This window comes from Rhizohabitans arisaemae (assembly GCF_025996515.1).
Taxonomy (GTDB): Bacteria; Actinomycetota; Actinomycetes; order Streptosporangiales; family Streptosporangiaceae; genus Rhizohabitans; species Rhizohabitans arisaemae.
Genome location: NZ_BLRH01000055.1, coordinates 235,337 through 251,376, shown reverse-complemented (window position 1 = coordinate 251,376; position 16,040 = coordinate 235,337). Strand labels below are relative to the sequence as shown.

16 protein-coding genes and 1 tRNA gene are annotated in these 16,040 nt (G+C 68.3%); 13 read left to right on the top strand and 4 right to left on the bottom strand.

What is annotated here, in order from left to right; genetic code table 11:
• Both RUR_RS27665 and RUR_RS27660 read right to left on the bottom strand, forming a co-directional pair.
• Positions 1-1,161 carry a glutathionylspermidine synthase family protein gene (locus tag RUR_RS27665; RefSeq protein WP_283138143.1) on the bottom strand — a complete coding sequence of 387 codons (1,161 nt, stop codon included), beginning with the start codon at positions 1,159-1,161 and terminating at the stop codon, positions 1-3.
• A gap of 3 nt (positions 1,162-1,164) precedes the next feature.
• On the bottom strand, positions 1,165-1,491 hold the full coding sequence (locus RUR_RS27660; protein WP_283138142.1) for a hypothetical protein: 327 nt from the start codon (positions 1,489-1,491) through the stop codon (positions 1,165-1,167).
• A 292-nt stretch (positions 1,492-1,783) separates the two neighbouring features.
• Here RUR_RS27660 and RUR_RS27655 point away from each other — a divergent pair, with 292 nt between their 5' ends.
• The 3 genes from RUR_RS27655 (at position 1,784) to RUR_RS27645 (ending at position 3,433) form a co-directional block, all read left to right on the top strand.
• Positions 1,784-2,503 carry a helix-turn-helix transcriptional regulator gene (locus tag RUR_RS27655; protein ID WP_283138141.1) on the top strand — a complete coding sequence of 240 codons (720 nt, stop codon included), beginning with the start codon at positions 1,784-1,786 and terminating at the stop codon, positions 2,501-2,503.
• Positions 2,504-2,614: 111 nt separating this feature from the next.
• Positions 2,615-2,992, top strand: coding sequence for a VOC family protein (locus RUR_RS27650; protein ID WP_283138140.1), 378 nt, complete (start codon positions 2,615-2,617; stop codon positions 2,990-2,992).
• Between the two features lie 66 nt (positions 2,993-3,058).
• Positions 3,059-3,433 carry a VOC family protein gene (locus RUR_RS27645; RefSeq protein ID WP_283138139.1) on the top strand — a complete coding sequence of 125 codons (375 nt, stop codon included), beginning with the start codon at positions 3,059-3,061 and terminating at the stop codon, positions 3,431-3,433.
• 46 nt (positions 3,434-3,479) lie between these two features.
• On the opposite strand, the gene aceE is transcribed toward RUR_RS27645, so the two are convergent.
• On the bottom strand, positions 3,480-6,239 hold the full coding sequence (gene aceE / locus RUR_RS27640; RefSeq protein WP_346349073.1) for a pyruvate dehydrogenase (acetyl-transferring), homodimeric type: 2,760 nt from the start codon (positions 6,237-6,239) through the stop codon (positions 3,480-3,482).
• A 307-nt stretch (positions 6,240-6,546) separates the two neighbouring features.
• On the opposite strand from aceE, the gene RUR_RS27635 reads away from it, so the two are divergent.
• The 10 genes from RUR_RS27635 (at position 6,547) to RUR_RS27590 (ending at position 13,459) form a co-directional block, all read left to right on the top strand.
• Positions 6,547-6,753: a DUF1918 domain-containing protein gene (locus tag RUR_RS27635; RefSeq protein WP_283138138.1), complete on the top strand. Its 207-nt coding sequence runs from the start codon at positions 6,547-6,549 to the stop codon at positions 6,751-6,753.
• 246 nt (positions 6,754-6,999) lie between these two features.
• Positions 7,000-7,428, top strand: coding sequence for a DUF3052 domain-containing protein (locus RUR_RS27630; RefSeq protein ID WP_283138137.1), 429 nt, complete (start codon positions 7,000-7,002; stop codon positions 7,426-7,428).
• Positions 7,429-7,619: 191 nt separating this feature from the next.
• Positions 7,620-8,078 carry a peroxiredoxin gene (locus RUR_RS27625; RefSeq protein WP_283138136.1) on the top strand — a complete coding sequence of 153 codons (459 nt, stop codon included), beginning with the start codon at positions 7,620-7,622 and terminating at the stop codon, positions 8,076-8,078.
• Between the two features lie 39 nt (positions 8,079-8,117).
• Positions 8,118-8,447: a hypothetical protein gene (locus RUR_RS27620; protein ID WP_283138135.1), complete on the top strand. Its 330-nt coding sequence runs from the start codon at positions 8,118-8,120 to the stop codon at positions 8,445-8,447.
• Positions 8,448-8,544: 97 nt separating this feature from the next.
• Positions 8,545-8,616 (top strand) — tRNA-Val (locus RUR_RS27615).
• Positions 8,617-8,647: 31 nt separating this feature from the next.
• Entirely contained in the window at positions 8,648-9,808 is a 1,161-nt protein-coding gene (locus tag RUR_RS27610; RefSeq protein ID WP_283138134.1) for an AAA family ATPase, read from the top strand.
• Positions 9,805-10,401, top strand: a complete 597-nt coding sequence (locus RUR_RS27605) for a DUF4276 family protein (RefSeq protein ID WP_283138133.1) — start codon at positions 9,805-9,807, stop codon at positions 10,399-10,401. The genes RUR_RS27610 and RUR_RS27605 overlap by 4 nt, the downstream gene beginning before the upstream one ends.
• 344 nt (positions 10,402-10,745) lie before the next feature.
• On the top strand, positions 10,746-11,528 hold the full coding sequence (locus tag RUR_RS27600) for a hypothetical protein (protein WP_283138132.1): 783 nt from the start codon (positions 10,746-10,748) through the stop codon (positions 11,526-11,528).
• A gap of 8 nt (positions 11,529-11,536) precedes the next feature.
• Positions 11,537-12,781: a sensor histidine kinase gene (locus RUR_RS27595; RefSeq protein ID WP_283138131.1), complete on the top strand. Its 1,245-nt coding sequence runs from the start codon at positions 11,537-11,539 to the stop codon at positions 12,779-12,781.
• A gap of 27 nt (positions 12,782-12,808) precedes the next feature.
• On the top strand, positions 12,809-13,459 hold the full coding sequence (locus RUR_RS27590) for a response regulator (protein ID WP_283138130.1): 651 nt from the start codon (positions 12,809-12,811) through the stop codon (positions 13,457-13,459).
• A gap of 281 nt (positions 13,460-13,740) precedes the next feature.
• Here the strand turns inward: RUR_RS27590 and RUR_RS27585 are convergent, their stop codons facing one another.
• A complete protein-coding gene (locus RUR_RS27585) occupies positions 13,741-15,798 on the bottom strand; it encodes a HEAT repeat domain-containing protein (protein WP_283138129.1) in 2,058 nt (685 codons plus the stop codon).
• Positions 15,799-16,040: the final 242 nt, after the last annotated feature.

The window sequence follows — 16,040 nt, the reverse complement described above, 5'->3', positions numbered from 1 at the left end:
TTAGAGCGCGATGCGGTGGGGGACGAACGAAGAGGTGTCATCGGTGATGAGGCCGGTCGTCTCGCGGATGCCGAGACCCGCCGCCTCATCGTGCACCACCCACGCGCCCAGCACCGGACGCCACCCGTCGAAGTCGGGAAGCGGCCGGAACTCCTGGTACACGTAACCTTCGGTCCCGTAGCCGCCCTCGGTCTCCTGCGAGCCGGTGGGGGTGACGATCCGCATGCTCGCCCCCTCCCGGCCGAGCAGCGGCTTGCGGATGTGCCGGACGAGGTCGCGGGGCCCGTCGAGGTAGGCGGGGAGCAGGTTGGGGTGATCCGGGTAGAGCTCCCACAGCACGGCGAGCAGCGCCTTGTTGGAGAGGATCATCTTCCAGATCGGCTCCACCCAGGTGCCCTCGGTCTGATGCCGGATCGCCTGCGGCCCGAACCGGTCGGCGGCGACCCACTCCCACGGGTAGAGCTTGCAGAGCGTGCGGATGTTGCGGTGCTCCAGGTCGACGAAGCGGAGGTTGAGCTGGTCCCAGCCGATGTCCTCGATCGCGATGGAGACCGTGGTGAGACCCGCCTGGTCGGCGGTCTCCTGGAGGTAGGCGAGGGTCATCACCTCTTCGCCGGTCTCGTCCTCGTTGGTCCAGGCGAAGTGGGCGGGGCCGGTCGGCAGCTGGCCCGAGATGCCCTTCCACCGGTCGACGAGCCGCTCGTGGATCGAGTTCCACTGGTCGTCGCCGGGGTAGACGTCCTGGAGCCAGTACCACTGGACGATGGAGCTCTCGACCAGGCTCGTCGGGGTGTCCGCGTTGTACTCCAGCAGCTTGGCCGGACCGGTTCCGTCGTAGTGCAGGTCGAACCGGCCGAAGACGTGGGGATCCCTGCGGCGCCAGGACTCCTCGATCGCCTGGTGGCACCAGGGCGGGATCGCGAAGTCGGCCCACCGCCCCTCGGAGATCACGTGCTCCACGACGGTGAGGCACATGCGGTGCAGCTCGTCGACGTCCGCCTCGACGGTGAGGACTTCGTCCATGCTGAAGATGTAGTGCACACTCTCGTCCCAGTACGGACGGGTGAGGTGCTCAGGGTGCGAGGTCCGGTGGAACGCGAGCCCCTGCTCCTCGACGATGTGGGCCCACCCCGGGCGGGGGGTGGACGACGCGCGACGCACGGATCAGCCTCCGGAGCCGCCGCGGCCGCCGAAGCCGCCGCGGGAGACGACCTGGCCGCCGCGGCTGGTGATCGAGGCGCCACTCGGCTTGATGGTCGTGCCGCCCTTCACCGTGGTCCCGGTCGTGGTGCCGCCGTAGTACCAGGCGTATCCGCCGCTGCGGCCGGCGTAGTAGCGGGTCGAGGAGCCGTCGTCGTCGCAGTTGTCGTCGTCGACGATGCTGTAAGAGCCGTCCGAGCCGCGTTTGGTGACGTCCACGCAGTCGGCGGTGACGGTCTCGCTGGAACAGGCGGTGAGCACCATCGCGGAGATGACGCCGAGGGTTCCCACGGTGACCCGTCTCGACGCGAGTCGGCGAGGTGTTTTCCGAGTGTTGCCGGGCGACATCCGCCGCCTCCCTACAAAGCGTGACATTTGCGACGGAAGTTTAGCCCTCCACCGGTACCCCGTCACCTTCTGCCCAAGAGATCAAATCTTACGAATCACTTGCGTGGCCGGGAATCCCCTGTCGGTGCGGTCGAACGGCTCGGCGGCTGCGCCGGAACGGCGCCCTTGACAGAGAGTGTTGACGGAGCGTGAACACTCCGCAAGAAATGTCGGTGCCGTGCGCTAGTTTCCCGCTGTGAACCGGACCGACCGTCTGTACGCCATCGTCGAGGAGCTGCGGGCGATATCGCCCCGCCGCCGCACCGCCCGCCAGCTGGCCGACCGGTATGCGGTGAGCGTGCGCACCATCGAGCGGGACATCTCCGCCCTCCAGCAGTCGGGCGTCCCCATCTACTCGGAGATCGGGCGTACCGGTGGATACGCCCTCGACCGTTCCATGTCCCTGCCACCGGTGAACTTCACCGCCACCGAGGCCGTGGCCATCGCGGTGGCGCTCGGCGGATCCGACGCGCAGCCGTACGCGGTGGAGGCCCGGCGCGCCCTCCACAAGGTCCTCGGCGCCATGCCCGTCCAGGCCGCGGACGAAGCCAGGGCACTGGCCGGGCGGGTGCGTTTCCTCAAGCGGCCGAGACCCGAGCCGTCCCCGCCGGCCCGGCCCGGCGGGATCCGCCGGATCGTGGAGACGGCCGTGGGGCGGCGTGAGGTGCTGAGCCTGCACTACGACGATCGGGGCGGCACGCGGACGGTCCGCGAGGTGGAGCCCGCGGCGCTGGTCGGCGGGACGACGGGCTGGTTTCTCGTCGGCTGGTGCCGGTTGCGTGCGGCGGCCAGGGTCTTCCGCCTCGACCGGATCGCGGACGCGGCCGTGACGGGCGAGCGCAGCCCGGCCAGGCCGGACGAGCTCTTCGCCTGTTCCGTACCGGACTTCATGGTCCACCCGGTGGCCATCGACTGAGGAAGGCATCGGGAAAAACCCCGAAAAACACCGACAGGGGGTTGTCGCCACGGGGGGAGAGGCTGGTGTTCGTCAGCGCGGCGCAGGCCGCACCCCGATTGTGGAGTTGCCATGAAGACGAACACCGTCAGCTGGTTCGAGATCGCCACGGACGACCCCGAGCCGGTCCAGCACTTCTACGCCGAGCTCTTCGGCTGGAAGTTCACCCCGGACGAGGCCGCGGCCCAAGGCGGCATGGACTACCGGGTGATCACGGTCGACGGCGGGGAGCCGTGCGGCGGGGTGTGGGCCACCGGAGGGCGGATTCCGAACCACTCGGTCTTCAGCGTGATCGTGCGGGACGTCGCGCAGACCTTGGCGCGGGTCGAGGAACTCGGGGGCAAGGTCGTGCACTCGGTGATCGGCAACGAGAACGGCCCCGACTTCGCCTACGTCCTGGACCCCTCGGCCGGACTGTTCGGGATCGCCTCCGCACCGCAGGAGGACTGAGGTGCCCACCCTGGCGCACGGTGCCCGTCAACGCGGCGCAAGCCGTACCCCGAGTGTGGAGTCGTCATGAAACCCAACACAGTCAGCTGGTTTGAGATCGCCACGGACGAGCCCGAGGCCGTCCAGGAGTTCTACGGTGAGCTCTTCGGCTGGGAGTTCACCCCTGACGAGAACGCACGTCAGGCCGGGATCGACTACCGGTCGATCACCGTCGGCGGCGGGGAGCAGTGCGGCGGGGTGTACGCCACCGGGGGCCGGGTTCCGAACCACGCGATCTTCAACGTGTACGTCGACGACGTCGAGGCCACCTGCGCTCGAATCGAGAAGCTGGGCGGCAAGGTCGTGCAGTCGAACGTGGGTAGCGGGATGGGGACCGACTACGCCTACATCCTGGACCCGTCGGATGGTCTGTTCGGGATCTTCACCATGCCGGAGGCCTGACCCCGCGCGTTGGGTGTGCCCGGGGAGGGCACACCCAACGGGTGGTTCAGAAGCCCATCGACTCGGTGTCGGTGGTCTCCGGGGTCGGCTGCGAGACGGCCGTGGTCACCCCGTTGCGCAGGCCGTACCGCTCGATGGCCTGCTGAAGAGTCTCCGGCTTCACCTCGCCCCGGCGGGCCAGCTGGGTGAGGACCGCGAGGGTGATCGACGCGGCGTCCACGTGGAAGTGGCGGCGGAGCGCCGAACGGGTGTCGGAGAGCCCGAAACCGTCGGTGCCCAGGGAGGCCCAGTCGCCGGGGACCCACTGGGCGATCTGGTCGGGGACCGCCCGCATGTAGTCGCTGACCGCGACGAACGGCCCGTTGTGACCGTTCAGCGCCCGGCTGACGTACGGCGTGCGCGGCTCCTGCTCCGGATGGAGCATGTTGTGCTCTTCGCAGTCGAGCGCCTCACGCCGGAGCTCGGTCCACGAGGTCGCCGACCAGACGTCGGCCGCGACCCCCCACTCCTCCGCGAGCAGACGCTGCGACTCCAGCGCCCAGCGGCCCGCCGGCCCGGACGCGAGGATGTGCGCCCGTGGCCTGCTCTCCTCACCCTCGGGTGCCTCGGCGAACCGGTAGAGCCCCTTGAGCAGCCCGTCGACGTCGAGGTCGGCCGGTTCGACCGGCTGGACGTAGGGCTCGTTGTAGAGGGTGAGGTAGTAGAAGACGTCCTCGGGCTGGTCGCCGTACATCCTGCGCAGCCCGTCCCGCACGATGTGACCGATCTCGAACGCCCACGCCGGGTCGTACGCGACGCAGGCGGGGTTGACCGAGGCGAGCAGCTGCGAGTGACCGTCCTCGTGCTGGAGACCCTCGCCGTTCAGGGTGGTCCGGCCGGCCGTCGCGCCGAGGAGGAACCCCCGGCCCATCTGGTCGGCGAGCTGCCACATCTGGTCGCCGGTGCGCTGGAACCCGAACATCGAGTAGAAGATGTAGATCGGGATCATGTCGAGGCCGTGCGTGGCGTACGCCGAGCCCGCGGCGATCGTCGAGGCCATCGAGCCGGCCTCGGTGATCCCCTCGTGCAGGATCTGCCCCTCGTCGGCCTCCTTGTAGGAGAGGAGCAGGTTCCGGTCCACGGACTCGTAGGTCTGGCCGTACGGCGAGTAGATCTTCGCCGTCGGGAACATCGCGTCCATGCCGAAGGTCCGGGCCTCGTCCGGGATGATCGGCACGAACCGCCGGCCGATCTCCTTGTCCTTCATGAGGTCCTTGAGCAGCCGGACGAACGCCATGGTGGTGGCGACCTCCTGCTTGCCCGAGCCCTTCTTCATGTCCGCGTACAGGCGTTCGCCGGGGAGGACCAGCGGCTTCGCCCGTACCACGCGCTTGGGCAGGTAGCCGCCGAGGGCCGCCCGCCGCTCCTGCATGTAGGCGATCTCCTCGCTGTCCTTGCCCGGGTGGTAGTAGGGCGGAAGGTCGGCGTCGAGCGCGGAGTCGGGGATGTCGAGGTAGAGCCGGTCGCGGAACTCCTTCAGCTCGTCCTTGGACATCTTCTTCATCTGGTGCGTCGCGTTGCGCGCCTCGAAGCCCTTGATCGTCCAGCCCTTGATGGTGTGGGCGAGGATGACCGTGGGCTGGCCGACGTGCTCACGGGCGGCCTTGAACGCGGCGTAGACCTTGCGGTAGTCGTGGCCGCCGCGCGACAGCTTGCGGATGTCGTCGTCGGAGAGGTGCTCCACCATCTTGCGCAGCCGTGGATCCCCGCCGAAGAAGTTCTCCCGGATGTAGTCGCCGGACTCCACGGAGTAGGTCTGGAACTGGCCGTCGGGCGTGGTGTTCATCTTGTTCACCAGCACGCCGTCGACGTCGGCCGCGAGCAGCGGATCCCAGTCCCGGCCCCACACGACCTTGATGACGTTCCAGCCGGCGCCGCGGAAGAACGACTCCATCTCCTGGATGATCTTGCCGTTGCCGCGTACCGGGCCGTCCAGTCGCTGCAGGTTGCAGTTGATGATGAACGTGAGGTTGTCCAGCTCCTCGCGGGCGGCGAGGCCGATCGCGCCCAGGGACTCCGGCTCGTCCATCTCGCCGTCGCCCAGGAAGGCCCAGACGTGGGAGCGTGAGGTGTCCTTGAGTTTGCGGTTGAGCAGGTACCGGTTGAACCGCGCCTGGTAGATCGCCGAGATCGGGCCCAGTCCCATGGAGACCGTGGGGAACTCCCAGAAGTCGGGCATCAGCCGGGGATGCGGGTAGGACGGCAGACCGCGGAAGCCGTGCGACAGCTCCTGCCGGAACGCGTCGAGCTGGTTGTCGTTCAGCCGCCCCTCCAGGAACGCCCGGGCGTAGATGCCCGGCGCGGCGTGTCCCTGGAAGAAGACCTGATCGCCGGATTCGCCGTGGTCCTTGCCGTGGAAGAAGTGGTTGAAACCCACTTCGTACAGGGACGCGGCCGAGGCGTAGGTGGCGATGTGGCCGCCCACGTTGGTACGGGCGTTCGCGCGGGTCACCATGACCGCGGCGTTCCACCGGATGTAGGCGCGGATGCGACGCTCGACGTATTCGTCACCGGGGAACCAGGGTTCGCGCTCCGGGGGGATGGTGTTGATGTAGTCGGTGCTACGCAGGCCGGGCACGCCGACCTGATGCTCTCGCGCCCGTTCGAGCAACCGCAGCATCAGATACCGGGCGCGGGTACGCCCTTCCGTCTTGACGACGGTGTCCAGTGACTCAAGCCACTCTTTGGTTTCGCTGGGATCGACATCAGGGAGCTGGCTGGGTAGGCCGTCACTGATGATCGAGGAGCGCTGGCGTCCGGAAGCCACAGGGTCTCGCCTTCCGAGGTCGAATGGGACTTGTACAGCCTCTTTCATGGTGTGTGGTCATCTTCCATCCTTGCCGCTTACACCGGAAAGCGCATCTCTACCGTTGGGTAACCGAGTGAGGTCCCGGTGCGGCGGCCTGCTGGAAGACAGCCCCAGACCCCCGATGGTAGGACGTTTTCCCCGCTCCGTGTCCAGTGGGCCGCTTACCCAGGAGTTTTCCGCTTCTCGACCGTTTCGGGGAGCGCGACCCGCACGACTCCGTTGAGAACGGGAACAACAGATAAAATCACGGAGAGGAGGGATCGGATTGCACGCGGATGTAGGCGATCGGCTTCTGGTCCACGGAAACACAGTGGGCGAGCGGGATCGCGGAGGAGAGATTGTCGAGGTGCACGGGGCTGGCGGCGGTCCGCCGTACGTTGTACGGTTCGAAGACGGTCACACCGGCCTGGTGTTCCCTGGCCCTGACGCGGTAATCGTCCCAGCTCAGAGGGATTTACCATCAGAAGAATGAGATCTCAGGCAGCCAGGTGGGCGTGTGCGGTCATGAGCGCGCGGACCTTCTCACCAGGTCGGCCGGATGTCGTTACGGTCTCATGTCCGTGGCGGTTTCATCAGAATGCGGCCCAGATACGGTTCGGTACCGTGGCGACCGTTGACGACCACGGGTCGTAACGTGTGGACTGTGCCAGCGAAGCCCTTGAATGGCCAAGGGCTGTGAACCGCATAAGGCGGGCCCACCCGAGCAGGAGGGATTTACGTGAGCGCGACCGCGGGTCAGGCGCAGGGCGAGCGCGGCCTGGCCGAGCGACTCGGCCTTAAGCCGGGTCAGGTGGTGCAGGAGATCGGCTGGGATGAGGACGTCGATGAGGAGCTTCGTGAGTCCATCGCCGAGCTGACCGGTAACGAGCTGGTGGACGAGGACTTCGACGAGGTCGTGGACGTCGTGCTGCTCTGGTGGCGGGACGAGGACGGTGATCTCGTCGACGCGCTCATCGGTGCGCTGACCTCGGTCGCCGGCGGCGGCCACATCTGGCTTCTGACGCCCAAGGCGGGCAGGGACGGCCACGTCGAGCCGAGTGACATCGGCGAGGACGCCGCGACCGCCGGTCTGTCCCAGACCAGCAGCATCAGTGCTGCCCGTGATTGGTCGGGAACGAGACTGGTCGCTCCCAAGGCCCGCCGGTAAAGCGCTCGCGCGCCATGGCTTGAGCATCGCGTGGCGCGCGAACGCCGGGGTCGGCGGGTGACTCGTCGGGAGGGGCGGCGGGTGACGACACCGCCTCGCCCGAGCAACGATTACGGCTGTCCGACCTCGCAAGGCCCGACCGCCGCGACGTCGGCGGCCGAGATCCACGGTTGGATGAGGGGAAGGACAACATGACGGTTGAGGTTGGCTCCGAAGCGCCGGATTTCGTGTTGAAGAACCAGCACGGCACGCCGGTCAAGCTTTCGGACCATCGCGGCAAAAACGTCGTCCTGGTGTTCTATCCGCTGGCGTTCAGCAGTGTCTGCCGCAGTGAGCTCGGTGCGCTTCTCGACGACTTCATCCCCACCGCGGGCGACGGCGTGGAGGTTCTGGCCATCTCGGTGGACTCGGTGTTCTCCCACCGGGCGTGGGCCGACCGGGAAGGCTACACCTTCCCGCTGCTCTCGGATTTCTGGCCACACGGTGAGGTCGCCAGGTCGTACGGTGTGTTCGATGAGGAAAAGGGCGTCGCCGGGCGTGGAACCTTTATCCTCGACAAGAACGGCATCGTGCGCTGGAGGGTCGTCAGTCCGATCCCCGAGGCGCGGGACGTCGAGGAGTACCGCAAGGTGCTGGCCCAGCTTTCTTAGGGCGGCACCTTCGTAGGGCGCGAGGGTGACGGAGGCGATATGCCCTGCTATCGCTGCGGGGCTCGGCAGACCGATCCGGCTCGTGGCGCCAGTCCGTGGACACGCGGGGTACGCCACGAGTCCCAGGTGCTCGTCTGTCCGCAGTGCCAGCGAATCCACGACTGGCAGGCCGAGCTGGACCGCTGCGAGAACTGCGACGAAACCGCCCTCGTCTGCCGCCTCGGCGAGGTGGAATGCCGCCGATGCGGGCATGTCAGAGCGGCGCGGCGCACCGAGGCCGAGTCCGGCCCCGAGGAATCCCCCGAGCTCACCCAGGAGGTCGCCGCGGCCCTCAACCGAGTCCTCGGCCGGCTCACCTCCCGCGGTTAGCGTCCCGGGCGCGCGGCGTCCCGCCGTACCCGCCCCGACGTCAAACGATGGCGCGGAGAACGGGCTGAGTGCCGTAAGGTATTGCATCGAGGTCTCCGGGCGCTTAGCTCAGCGGTAGAGCACTCGCCTTACAAGCGAGGGGTCACTGGTTCGAACCCAGTAGCGCCCACCCATAAGATGCGGACCACTATGGGGGGCGGATGGTCGGTCTCACGCCGTTTCTCCAGCGGGTTCAGGTGACCGACTACCGCAGTATCGCCCACTGCGATATCAGCGTCCCGCCGTTGCTGATCCTGGTCGGGCCCAATGCGGCGGGCAAGAGCAACTTCCTTGACGCGCTGAGATTCGTGGCGGATGCGCTCGACACAACGCCGTCCGACGCGGTCAAGAAGCGCGGCGGTATCGATGAGCTGCTTCGCAGAACCCGTCGGGACATCGACGGATTCCGGATAGTCCTTGATTTCATGATCTCGTGGGACGGTGTGAGCACGCCTGTCCAGTACGGTCTCCACATCGATCGGGACAGCGCAGGGCGTCGTACCTTGGTCGTGCGTGGTGAATGGTGTGAGATCAGAGGAGTTCGAGATGCCGGCACCGCGGGCTTTCGTGTGATGCACGGCCTTGTGCTCGACGGCGGCGGCATTGAACAAGACCGTCTCTACCTCCCGGTCGCAGCGACTCAGGGGGTCTTCAGCGAGGTTTACCGGAGTCTTCGTTCGATGCTCGTCTACCAGCTGGAGCTCTCCCAGCTACGGCGGCCGCAGCCGAGGCTTCCCGGTCAGACCTTGGATCCGGTGGGGGCGCGCACCGGGGCGGTCCTGGGAACGATCAAGGCGGAGTATCCGCAGATGTGGCGGAGACTCAACGACTATGTGAGGGCGATCGTACCCGGACGGATCAGCGTCTCGGAGCAGGTCATCGACGCGTACTCCACCATCGCGATGCGGGCCGAGGACAGCCTGGACGGTGTGGTCTTCGGACCTGGGGCGATGTCTGAGGGAACGCTCCGGGCGGTCGGTCTGCTCACGGCGCTGTTCCAGCCCGCTGTACTCGATGGGCAGGTCAGCCTGGTGGGGATCGAAGAGCCGGAAATCTCCCTGCATCCCGCGGCCGCCGGTGCTCTCTTCGATGCCCTGACCGAGGCTAGTGAGCGGGTTCAGATCGTGGTGACCACGCAGAGCCCCGATCTGCTCGACCGCGACGATGTGGACATGGAGTCCGTTCGGGTGGTGATGATGTCCGACGGGGTCACCGACATCGGCGTGGCGGATGAGGTGAGCCGTCGCCTGGTGGCCGACAACCAGGTCACCGTCGGCGAACTGATGAGAACTAACCAGCTTCGCCCCATGGCAGTGGAATGACGGAACCGGTGGTAATCGCCTCCATCGTGGAGGGACACGGAGAGGTTCAAGCGCTCCCGTTGTTGCTGAGGCGTATCGCTCACGCTCTGGGCGTCTGGGATATCCACCTCCCTCCACCCATTCGCCGGCACCGCGGCCGACTTGTCGCTCCGGGAGGAATCGAGAGCGCCGTCGACCAGGCAGCCTACCATGTCGCCGGGCGCGGCGGCGTACTTGTTTTGCTTGATGCCGACGACGACTGTCCGGCGGAGCTCGGGCCGAGACTCTTGGAACGGGCTCGTCGGGTGCGCGAGGACAAGGAGCTCTCGGTGGTTCTGGCCAATCGGGAGTTCGAAGCGTGGTTCATGGCGGCCGCGCCCTCATTGGCAGGGAAACGGGGACTGGCCGATTCACTGGTTGCGCCGGACGAGCCGGAGAGCCGCAGAGGCGCCAAGGAGTGGCTCACGGCGCACAAGACGGACGGAACCCCCTACAAGGAGACGGTTGACCAGCCTGGATTGACCGCAGACTTCGATATGCCGCAAGCACGGCGGAACGCACCGTCGTTCGATAAGTTCTGGCGGGATGTCGAGCGGTTGATGCTCAGAAGGTAGCGATGCTGAGTGGGCTGGCATTGGGATGTCTCTTATGCCACCTATGGTGAGATGGTCGCTGTGGTCGTGGTGAATTGGTCGCCATGATCACGGTGAACTGGTCGCTGGAGTCGTGACGAAATGGTCGCTGGATAGTCTGCCGGTGAGCGGTGGGCCGCAGCAGGCGGCAGTCGTACCGAATCAGTGGCCGAGGTCCTGGCGTTGTCACATGTGTCGGCAAGGGCGCGAGCCTGGCGCCGTTGCGCGGCCTGGTAAGCGAGAGAGCCGGGAAATCCCCCGTGTGGGGGAGGGTGTTCACGCCTGGGTGGGAAGGAGTCGGGCGGCCACGGCGCGAATCTTGGAGAATGAGCACCGACACGCGCCTCCGCGGCCTGATTCCCGCAGGCTGGGTAGCGGCCCCGATCCTCCTCGGCTACGCCGCCCCGCAGATCCCCTTTGACGTGATATTTCTGATCATGGGGGGAATCGGGGTGATCGTCGGGGACACCACGCAGGTCCTGGGCCCCATCGAGATCGATTGGCTTGGCACCGGCATCAGGTTCACCGCCGTCGCCGCCGGCCTCGCGATCGCCGTCACCACCTGGCGCCATCAGCGCAGACGGCGCGACGTCTGCGTCCGCTGCGGCCGGGGCGACCACCCGGTCGGGCCGGAACCCGCCTACTGGCAGCGGTGGAGCACACTCGCCGCCTTCGCCACCATCCCCCTCGCCCTCGCATACGGCGCGCTGAAAACCGCCTGGGGCCTTGGTTCCCACTTCGCGCTGACCAAGCCGGAGCTCTTCAAGGACATCCACTTCTGGAGCCCGGGTTTCGGCGACACCGTCGTCCTCGCCGCCGTGGCCGTACTGCTGGCCGTCGGCTTCGCCCGTGGTTGGACGCCGTCGTGGATTCCCCGCTGGATGCCGCTCACCGCCGCAGCCGTCGGCTGCGCCATGCTCGTGCCGGTGGGCGTGATGGGCAGCTGGCGCGCGTTCCTCATGACTTCCGACCCTGCTACAGGTATCGAACCGTGGGTGTTCCAGTGGATCTACGTGCTGTTCCTGACCTGGGGACTGATGCTGGGCACCGCCGCGATCGGATATCACCACCGGACCCGCGGCGCGTGCAAGTCCTGCCATCGAGGATGATTCCACGCATGCTGTCCCCACTCGTCGACCGCACCACCTACCGGCGATGGGTCTGCCTGATCATGGGCGGTGCGCTGCTGATGCCGTACATGATGGCGGGCTCGATCATCGGCGAGGTGCTCCGCCTGACGGACGGGTCCTTCAGCCCGGTGGGTATCGTGCAACCGCCGGTCTTCGCCGCCGTCCTGCCGCTGGTGGCCGCCAGCGGGCTGGTGCTGCCGATCAGGACGCTGGAGACGGCCGCCGCGCGGGGACTCCTCGGCGCCGCGATCGATCTGCCGCCCGGCCTCGACTCCCGGCCCGCCGGTTTCGCGGGTCGCACCTGGGACGAGCGGCGGCGCACCGCCGCCTGGTACACCCTGCATCTCGGCGTCGGCGGGGTGATGTCCGGGCTGACCCTGGCGCTGGTGCCGTTCGCGATCTGGGCCGTGCTGCTCCCGGTGACTGGCGACCCGATCCATGTGGCGGACGCCTACGGTCTGAGCGCTGTACGGGGAGTCTGGTGGGGCGGCCCGCTGCTGGGCATCGGATCCCTGGTGATCCTCGTCTACCTGGTGGCGGCCGCAGGCGCGCTGCTGGCCAAGGCGGCGCCCGCCCTGCTTGGCCCGTCCCCCGCCCAGCGGCTCGCGGCGCTGGAGGAGCACGCGAGGAAACTGGTCGCACGCAACCGGCTCGCCCGCGAACTGCACGACTCGGTGGGGCACGCACTGAACATCGTGACGGTGCAGGCTGCGGCCGCCGCCCGGACCCTGGACCGGGACCCGGAAGCGGCCCGTACGGCGCTCGGCGCGATCGAGGAGACGGCCCGTACGGCGCTGGAGGAGCTCGACCATGTGCTGGGTGTGCTCCGTGAGAGCTCCGCCACCCCGGACGAGGCAGCCCACCCGATGAAGACACTCGCCGACCTGCCTGACCTGGAGCGGACCACCGGAATCCGCGCCGACGTATGCGGAGATCTCGCATCGGTGCCCGCGTCGGTCTCCCGCGAGGGCTACCGAATCGTCCAGGAATCGCTCACCAACGCCCTGCGCCATGGCACGGGCCCGGCCGGGCTGACGTTGACCGTCGAGGACGGGTATCTCCAGATCGCAGTCCGCAACTCCGCGTCCGCTCCTTCGCGCACCACCAGGACCGGTCTCGGCCTATCCGGCATCCGAGAACGCGTCACTCTGCTCGGGGGTCAGGCCGAAGCGGGACGTATCGGTGACGAATGGCACGTCTCAGTCCGGCTCCCGTTCCACCACCGTCACTAAAGGTCGGCGGGGGATAAGGTCGGCGTCATGACGCTGCGCGTGGTCATCGCCGACGACGAGGACCTGATCCGGGCCGGTTTGCGGATCATCGTCGAGGCGGAGCCCGACCTCACGGTGGTGGGCGAGGCCGCCGACGGTGCGGAAGTCGTGCCCATGGTGCGGCAACAGCGGCCCGACGTGGTCCTCATGGACGTGCGGATGCCTTCCGTGGACGGCATCCAGGCCACCCGTCTGCTCACCGCCCTGGCCGAGCCACCCAAGGTCATCGTGGTCACCACCTTCGACAACGACGACTACGTCTACGACGCGCTCCGCGCCGGAGCCAGTGGTTTCCTCCTCAAACGCACCCGTCCCGCCGACCTGGTCCAGGCCATCCGCGTCGTCAGCGCCGGAGACTCCCTGCTGTTTCCCTCCGCCGTCCGAGCCTTGGCGGTCTCCCGCGCCGGAGCTCGTCCCCATCCCGGCATCGCCAGGCTCACCGCTCGCGAAGCCGATGTTCTCCGCTTGATGGCCCGCGGCCTGTCCAACGCCGAGATCGCCGGCGAACTCGTCGTCGGCGGCGAAACCATCAAATCCCACGTCGGCAACGTCCTCGCCAAGCTGAACGCCCGAGACCGAACCCAGGCGGTTATCGCGGCCTACGAGTCCGGCTTCCACTCCCCGGCCGATCACCGCTGACCCGGAATCAGCGGTTCGGCGGCGAGCAGGGCCTGTTTGATGTACGGGAGGATCTTTGCGGCGGAGGGGCCACGGTGGTGGCGAGGACGCAGATACGGCTGTTGTCATCCCGCAGGGCCGCCGGGTGCCGGGTGCCGGGTGCCGGTCAATCCTCAAAGGGTTCCGCGCTGAGGAACCGTAGGCTCGGCGTTTTCCGGAAGAAGGGAATTCCTGTGATCTTGCTCGCTACTCGTCGCCTGAGCGCTCTAGAGCCGTGCGGTAGGTCTGGTTTCGCACGTCGGCTAGGCGGTGACGCGGTTGAGGGCGCGGGTGCAGGTGCGGAGGAAGTCGAGGTCTTCGCTGACGGCGTTGCTGAGGTAGACGCCGCCGCCGCTGTTGTTGAAGCGCCGGGCTTGGCGGAGTTCGCCGGTGAGGATGGCCTGCGCGGAGCGGGCGCCCGGGCCGATCTCGGCGAAGCAGGCGGCGGCCGGCCGCAGGTATTGGATGTTGCGGCTCGCCATTTCGATCAGCATGGTGACCGTGGGTTCCGGTTCCCCGCTCACCCGCCAGAGGGCGACGGCGGCCTGGACGCTCGCCCAGGAGAGCGGTTCGGCGGCCAGCAGGGCCTGCTTGATGTACGGAAGGATCTCCGCGGCGGCCGGGCCCACGGTGGTCGCGAGCTGCGCGGCGAGGACGCAGATGCGGCTGTTGTCGTCCTGGAGCGCCGCCGGGAGGACGTCGACCGCCGGTGCGGGGTCGCCGGTGATGTGCCACAGGGTCGCGGCGGCGTCGAGCCGGAGCGCGGGGTCCCGCTTGGTCAGCAGGCGTTCCACGGCGGGGGCGGCGGCGGCCGCCTGCCGCCCGATCTCGCCGAGCGCGTTGAGGGCGGGGCGGACCGTGACCTCGGTGGCGAGGAGCTGGGTGATGTCCGGTACGGCGGCGCTCGCCTGGGCGCCGAGGCGGCCGATCGCGGTCGCCAGCAGGCCGGCCTTCCACACTTCGCGGTCGTCGGCGCCGTTGTGCAGGTCGAACATCCGGCGCTGCAGCAGCGGCAGCAGCTCCAGGGCGTTCGTCCCGATCCCGTCGAGCAGCCCGGCGACGTTGACCGGCAGCCGGTCGAGTTCCAGCGCGCGGCGGACGCCCGGGACCGCGCGCTGGTCACCGGCGGCGGCGAGGGCGGACAGCAGCGGGCTGGGGGAGAAGTCGCCGTTTCCGTACACGGTGAACCAGCCGGACAGGTCCGTGCCGTCGGTGCCGGGCCTGGCGGAGTACAGCGCATCGGCGATCATGTCGGCCGCGGGGGCGGCCTCCTCGCCGAAGTCGGCGAGTATCTTCGCGGCGGCTCGGCTCAGCCGCGGCTCGTCGTCGGTGAGCAGGGCGGCGACCTCGCAGGCCAGTTCGGCGTAGTCGGGGCTGCGCCACCCTCGGACCAGTTCGCCGGCCGCGTAGCAGGCGGCCTGCCGTACCTCCCAGTTCGGGGTTCGCAGCAGGTCGGCGAGGAGCGCCTGGCGCTCCGCGATCCGGGGCCCGAGCGCGGTGTGCACGTCATGGGTGATGGGACCGAGCCAGGGGAGGCGGGTGCCGGCCTCGGCTCGTTCGGCGAGGTGGCGGAGGACGCCGGTGAGCGTGGTCGGCTGCCGCCCGCTCTCGACCGCGGCCAGCGGTGGCGTCATGGTCGTGGTGAACAGGTGGCGCACCGTCCGGACGGCGATTTTGACGGCCTCGTCCGAATCGATCGCCGCGAGCGCGCCGACGGCGCGGAGCTGCACGGCCGGATCCTGATCGTTGCCGGCTTGCGCGGTCAGCCAGGCGATCGTCCGAGCCGCCTCCGCACCGTCGGTCAGGGATCGGGCGGCCCGGCCGACGGCCTGTGTCATCGCGGCCCGGGCCTCGGGGTCGGGCTCGCGGGCGACCCGGTCCCGCAACGCGGGAAGCACGGCGTCCCACCGGTCCCGGCAGGCCAGCAGGGTTTCCGGCACGTGTCGGCGGACGGCGGGGTCGTCGTCGTCCAGCAGCGGGAGCAGGTCGGCCAGTCCGCCTGTCAGGACGGCCCGCGCCGCTTCGCGATGCGGCTTGTCCTCCGGGGTGTCGGCGGCGACGCTCGCGAGCAGGGCGAGGAGTTCGCCGCGGTCGGGGACGGATGAAGACACGGCCGCCTCCAGCAGGAACGGCACGGTCGCGACGGTGCACATCAGGACTTCGCCGTCGCGGTGCAGCGCGTCGAGGTAGTCGTCGAGGGCCCGCTCCCGGGTCACGGTGTCCTCCGACAGCAGGCCGCGCAGGATGTCGGGGACGTCGGCCGCGCTCCCGCGCGCGTGCTCCTTGGACGCCCAATCGATTGTGTTGAGCCCTGCGAACACCGTCGACCATCCTTCCGTGCCTCACCATAAGGCGGCAGATCTGACGAATCATCCCAGAATGGGGTTGATCGAGGTGTGCGATGTGGTCATGAGCGGTGTTCGGCGCGGTGCGCGATTGCGGGGCAACACCCACCGCCCCGGTGGCCGGCGTCGTCTCGGTTCCGCCGCCCAGCCGGTCTCGGCCTGCAGGGTTCCGTGCACCGCCTTGGGTTACCGGTCGCAGGCGTGACGCTCTGATTACC